This window comes from Nocardioides sp. CPCC 206348, assembly GCF_048654705.1.
Classification (GTDB): domain Bacteria; phylum Actinomycetota; class Actinomycetes; order Propionibacteriales; family Nocardioidaceae; genus Nocardioides.
Genome location: NZ_JBMCZA010000236.1, coordinates 23,500 through 28,313, shown reverse-complemented (window position 1 = coordinate 28,313; position 4,814 = coordinate 23,500). Strand labels below are relative to the sequence as shown.

Genomic DNA, 4,814 nt, shown 5'->3' with positions numbered 1-4,814 from the left:
GTGAAATATCTGGCCCGGTCCTCAGGGTGCGTGCCGCGCCGCGGCACGCACCCCGGGTCTTGGTGCAGGTTGGTGCGTGGACGGTGCCTGTCTCAGGCCGTCGCCACCCGCATGTCTTCGCTCGGGTCGCCGGCGACGTACGGCGAGCTCCGGTTGTCCTCGTACCAGCGCCGCTCCGCCTCTGAGCCGGGGGGCGGCGGCACCATGCCGTCAATCTGCCAGGTCTCGAACGGCGCGGCCTCGACGTGGAACTCCACCTCGTAGCCGCGGTCGGCGATGTACGGCTTGAGCGTCGCGTTGACGTTCTCGAAGTACCGCCGGAGGATCTCCTCGACAGTGATGCCCGCGAGGGCGGCGGCCCCCTCGTTCGTGCGGGCGATGTGGACGACCTCGATCTGGACGAACTTGTCGCGCGACTCGCCGCCGACGTAGAACGAGTCCGCCTTGATCTCGTGGAAGACCACGGAGGTGTAGAACTTCGGCAGCTCGAAGCCGAAGTTCTCCCGCGACCAGTCAGAGGAGTAGATGTTGGTGATCTTCGCGGCCATCTCGGCCTTCTCTTCGGAGGTGTAGGCGTTCTCCGGGACGAACAGCTGCCACAGCGGCATGAGTTGCTCCTTGTTTGTGTTGGACGGGTGAGTGCTGGGAGGCATGCTGCCCAGCACCGGCCCGACCGTTCGGCTGCGTGAGCTGGCCTCGCGGATCGCGCCGGACCTTCAGATCTCGACTCAATGAGTCACACGTCAAACGTGCTGTCGGTCACATCCAAAGTACGAGCGCGCGGCCTCGGCGTGTAGGTCGAACCTGCCGAACACCGGTACAGAATTGACAGGTGCCCAGCCCGAGGGCCCACGCCGGTGCGCCCGTCGTTGCTGGCCACGCCACTGTGATCGTGCGGGGGTTTCAGGCGCGCAGGAAGCGGACGCCGCCGACCGCGACGTCAGCCTCGAGACCGTGCACGTGGAAGGCGTCGATACCGTCACGCTCGCCCGCGATGAAGCGAAGCTCGCCGCCGTCGAGAGCAATCCGGTCACCCTCGGCTTCCGTTCCGAGGGCGGCCGCCCACGTGCTCGCCAGCTTCGTGGGCTCGCGGGCAGTCAGGGTCGCTCCGGTCACACGGCCCGGACCAATCTCGTCCGGCGTCGTCGCGATCCAGGACGGGCCGGCCCAGCGCCACGACCCCGGGTGCTCCATGCGATCGATCGCGACGATCGCGCCGGGCAGGTCGGCAGGGTGCAGATGGACGTCCGTGTCGCCGTCGCGGTCGAGCTCGTAGATGACGCGCAAGCGAAGCTGTTCGATGCGAGCCCGGGCAGCGGCGATGTCATCGACCTGGAACATCACCATGTAGCCGCCGTCGCCGCCGATCCGCTCGAGGTGCCGGCCGCCCGCCGTACCCTCTTCGCCGGGCGAGATGACCTCGACGAACGTGTCCCCGAGCGGCATGACGGCGTTCCGCAGGCCGAACTGTGCGACCTCCGGGTCGTGGAAGGGATCGCCGAGCGGCAGCGCCGCTCGCAACGCCGGCACGGCGGTGTCGAGGTCGCGGGCGACGAGGACGGCCTGACGGATGCGGAGCATGCTTGTGGATGTCATGTCCCCATCTTGGGAGCCATCTCTGCCGATCGGATCGTCAAAAATCGCCCGATGCAGGTACAGGGTCGCCAAACAGTGTTGTCAGGTCCGTCCGGCACGCCGGCGCGCAATGGCCGTGGAGAGGGTGACCGCAACGAGCAGCGCCGCGCCATTGAAGGTGGGCTCGACCCAGTCAGCAGCTCCGGACAGAACGAGGCCGTTGACGCTGACGGCAACGAAGAGGACGCCGAGCAGGGTTCCGAAAACGTTGAATGTTCCTGGACGGATTGCTGTCGCGCCGAGGAACGCCGCGGACAAGGCGGCAAGGGTGAATCCGGGCCCGACCTGCGGGTTGGCCGTTCCTGCACGGGCCAGCAGCAAGACGCCCGCAATACCGGCAAGCGCACCAGAGAGCACAAAGCTGGACAGGATCATCCTGGGCACGTTCAACCCCACCAGGCGCGCCGAAGCCGGGCTGGCGCCGACGGAGGCGAGGTAGCGGCCATACGGCGTGTGGCGCAGCAGGTAGTAGACGACGACGGCGATCACGGCCAGCGCGTAGACCGTCTTGGGGACGCCCAGCAGCCGTCCCGAGCCGAAGTTGGTCAGGCTTTCGGGGATGCCCACACTCAGGACCTGATTCTCGGTGTACAGGCTCACCAGGCCAGCGACCAAGGTCGAGGTGCCAAGAGTTGCGATCAGCGCATTGACACCGCGGTACGCCACCAGCCAGCCGTTGAACATGCCGACCACGGCACCGGCCAGTACGCCGAGAGCGACTGCAACGACTATCGGGAGATCGTGCGTCGCGGCCGCTGTACCGGCAACGATGGAAGAGAGCCCGAGCACTGCTCCGACGGACAGGTCGAACTGGCCGCAGGTGAGCGGCACGATCGAGGCAAGCGCGGCGACGGCGACGACCGACTCGCTACCGAGGATGTTGCGGATGTTCGCCAGGGACGGGAACGTCTCGGCGGTCGATCCATACGTCGAGAAGAACAGGCAGAGGAGCGCCAGCATCGCGGCCAGTGCGTACCTCTCGAGGAACGCCAGCAGCTCCGGGCGCCGCCGCGGCGCCGCCGCCGTACTCGCTTCGCTGTCGATAGAGCGGTCGGTTGTCGTGGTCATGTGTTGGTCTCCTTGTACAGGTACGACAGTTCGGTCAACCGGCGCGGGTCGAGGTCGGCACCGCGGACCTCCGCAGCGACGCGGCCCTCACGAAGGACCACCGCTCGATCGGCCATGTGGGCCAGCTCCTCGAAGTCCGAGGTGACCAGCAGAACGGCGGTCCCCGCAGCGGCGGCTCGCCTGACGTGCTCGTAGATGTCGGCCCGAGCCTGGACGTCGACGCCCTGCGTCGGCTCGTCCAGCAGGAGCACGACAGGGTCGCGCCGTAGCCACCGGGCCATGACGACCTTCTGCTGGTTTCCGCCGGACAGGGTCCCAGCGATCGGCAGATCACTTGCCGGCCGAACCCCGAAGGCCTCGACCAACTGCCGGGCGTCGGCGCGTTCCCGCCGGTGCTGGAGCCTTGCGCGTGACCAATAGCCGGACACGACTGAGGCGGAGACGTTCTCGCGCACGGACAGCGAGGCGAAGAGGCCCTCCGTGCCGCGGTCCTCCGGAACCAGCGCGATCCCAGCCTTCATGGCCCGCGCCGGGCGCGAGGGCCGGTAGGGCTCACCGGCCAGGCGGATCTCGCCAGCGGTCACGGGCAGATCTCCGAAGATGGCACGCAACAAGGCGGTACGGCCCGAACCGAGCAGTCCCGCGATGCCGAGGATCTCACCTCGATACAGATCCAGGTCGACGCCGCGCAACGGGCCCGCGACGAGTCCACGCACCGACATCACGACGTCCTGACCGACTGCCGCGTGCCGCTCGGGGAACACCTGCTCCAGCTCGCGCCCGGCAATGAGCTCGACGAGCGCATTCTCGGTCAGGTCAGCGGTGTCCCGGGTCGTCACCTGGGCACCGTCGCGCAGCACGGCGACGCGATCAGCGAGCTCGAGTACCTCGGAGAGGCGGTGGCTCACGTACATGATGGTCTGACCGGCGGCCGCATACTTCCGCAGGGCCGCGAGCAGGATGTCGACCTCCCAGGCCGGGAGCGAAGCCGTGGGCTCGTCGAGGACCAGAACCCCGTCGTGGGCCCCTTCCTGGTCCTGCAGAGCGCGTGCGATGGCCAGCATCGTGCGGTCGGCCGGGCGCAAGGCAGCGACCGGAGTGTCCGGCGACACCTGCAACGAGAACCGCTCAAGGACCTCGGCGGTACGTCGCCGGGTCGCCGACCAGTTGATCCGGCCACCGAGGCCGCGCACGAAGCCACGGCCGATGGCCAGGTTCTCCGCAACGGTGAGCGCGGTGAAGACGGCGGGATCCTGGTGGACGAAGTGCAGTCCGGCGGAGCGCGCCACCGTCGGTGACCATTCATCGGCCGACGCGGAAACACCCTGGACCTCGATTCGCCCCCCGGGATCCGCGTGGTAGACGCCGGCGAGGAGCTTGATCAAGGTCGACTTCCCCGAGCCGTTGCCGCCCAGCAGGGCGTGGACCTCCCCGCGTCGCACCTCGAGGTGGGCGTCCTGCAGGACCGTGGTGCCCGCGAACGTCTTGCTGAGTGCGGTGGTGCGCAGGACGACGTCCTGCGCACCACCGCGGCCCTCGGTCAAGAGCCACTCCAGATCTTCTTGTAGTGGGCCCGGTAATCCACCTTGGGGTTGCCATCGGCGTCGATGTTGCCGTCGTAGTACGTCGTCTGCTCGGGCAAGGGTCCGTCGCCGTCGAGCGTCTGGAACCCAATGCCTGCGTCGACCTGCGGCTGCCCCTGGAGCAACCGGTTCACACCATCGATCGAAGCCCAACCCAGCCAGCCTGACGGAGAGCCAATGATGGAGTCCTGGCCCTTGTTGTCCCGCACGAAGCCGATGTTGGGGCTCAGGCCTTCACCACCGGGCACCAGCAGGTCGTCGTTCCGGCCCGACGCGACCACGGCCTGCGAGATGCCCAGGACGAGTGCGGTGTCGTGGATGCCGTACAACACGTCGGCCTGGGGATAGCGGGTCAGCGCTGCCTCGGCCTTGGCCTGCAGCTTGCCACCGATCAGGTCACTGAAGGTGACCGGCACCTCGGCGAGGATCGTGCAGCCGGAGCAGTCCTTGATTCGCTCTTCGAAACCCGTGCTGAGGTGCTGTGCGATGAGGGCGTCGGTCTGGACGAACTCGATGATCTGAGCTTCA

At 67.7% G+C, this 4,814-nt stretch carries 5 protein-coding genes; all 5 read right to left on the bottom strand.

Annotated features, from left to right (window positions below; all coding sequences use genetic code 11):
- Positions 1 to 92: 92 nt before the first annotated feature.
- On the bottom strand, positions 93 to 608 hold the full coding sequence (locus ACOADB_RS27155; protein WP_378606429.1) for a tautomerase family protein: 516 nt from the start codon (positions 606 to 608) through the stop codon (positions 93 to 95).
- A 295-nt stretch (positions 609 to 903) separates the two neighbouring features.
- Entirely contained in the window at positions 904 to 1,596 is a 693-nt protein-coding gene (locus ACOADB_RS27150; protein ID WP_378606426.1) for a VOC family protein, read from the bottom strand.
- Positions 1,597 to 1,677: 81 nt separating this feature from the next.
- Positions 1,678 to 2,595, bottom strand: coding sequence for an ABC transporter permease (locus tag ACOADB_RS27145; RefSeq protein ID WP_378606423.1), 918 nt, complete (start codon positions 2,593 to 2,595; stop codon positions 1,678 to 1,680).
- A 104-nt stretch (positions 2,596 to 2,699) separates the two neighbouring features.
- Positions 2,700 to 4,247, bottom strand: a complete 1,548-nt coding sequence (locus ACOADB_RS27140) for a sugar ABC transporter ATP-binding protein (protein WP_378606420.1) — start codon at positions 4,245 to 4,247, stop codon at positions 2,700 to 2,702.
- On the bottom strand, positions 4,244 to 4,814 hold a 571-nt coding region (locus tag ACOADB_RS27135), incomplete at its 5' end, for a sugar ABC transporter substrate-binding protein (RefSeq protein WP_378606417.1). The genes ACOADB_RS27135 and ACOADB_RS27140, both read right to left, overlap by 4 nt.

What these genes read in the sequence shown, in the direction of transcription:
- ACOADB_RS27155 (WP_378606429.1), bottom strand. Translation starts at nt 608, where the DNA reads ATGCCGCTGTGGCAGCTGTTCGTCCCGGAGAACGCCTACACCTCCGAA.
- ACOADB_RS27150 (WP_378606426.1), bottom strand. Translation starts at nt 1,596, where the DNA reads ATGACATCCACAAGCATGCTCCGCATCCGTCAGGCCGTCCTCGTCGCC.
- ACOADB_RS27145 (WP_378606423.1), bottom strand. Translation starts at nt 2,595, where the DNA reads ATGCTGGCGCTCCTCTGCCTGTTCTTCTCGACGTATGGATCGACCGCC.